Origin of the sequence: Rhodoferax ferrireducens, assembly GCF_003347515.1 — a bacterium.
Classification (GTDB): Bacteria; Pseudomonadota; Gammaproteobacteria; order Burkholderiales; family Burkholderiaceae_C; genus Rhodoferax.
This window is the reverse complement of sequence record NZ_QEII01000076.1, coordinates 1-532: the sequence shown is the minus strand read 5'-3', so window position 1 is coordinate 532 and position 532 is coordinate 1. Positions and strand designations below refer to the sequence as shown.

1 protein-coding gene is annotated in these 532 nt (G+C 54.1%); it reads left to right on the top strand.

All coding sequences use genetic code 11. The features are described from left to right. Window positions 1–532, top strand: a 532-nt coding sequence (locus C5P05_RS00310) for an alpha/beta fold hydrolase (protein ID WP_114967974.1), incomplete at both ends; no start/stop codon positions are given.

The following is a 532-nucleotide window of genomic DNA, read 5'->3' as shown; positions in this document are numbered from 1 at the left end:
CTTATACGCTGTTCGATATGGCGAACGACGCTGTAGGACTTCTCGATTCGTTGATGATCAAACGAGCGCACGTGGTTGGGAGATCAATGGGCGGCATGATTGCACAACTGTTGGCCAGCGAGCATGCTGAACGCGTTCTATCTCTGGTTTCCATTATGTCGAGTACTGGCAATCGTGATTTGCCGCAGGCCAGCCCTGCAGTGATGGCGGCGATGACATCGCCCGCGCCACATCCTTTGAAAGACGAACAGGGCTATCTCGCACATTGCGTTGCCTTTTCTCAAGTGATTACCGGGCGAGGCTATCCGTTTGACGAATCCGCTCAACGAGATCAAGCCTTAGCCGAAGTCAAACGAGCATATAACCCAAGCGGGTTTTGGCGGCACATCGCCGCCATCGCAGCAACCGGTGACTTAAGATCACGACTAGCCAACATAAGTGCTCCGACGCTTGTGTTGCATGGGTCAGACGACCCACTAGTTCCCCCGGAAGCTGGGAAGGACACGGCGGCCAATATTAAAGGAGCCGAACT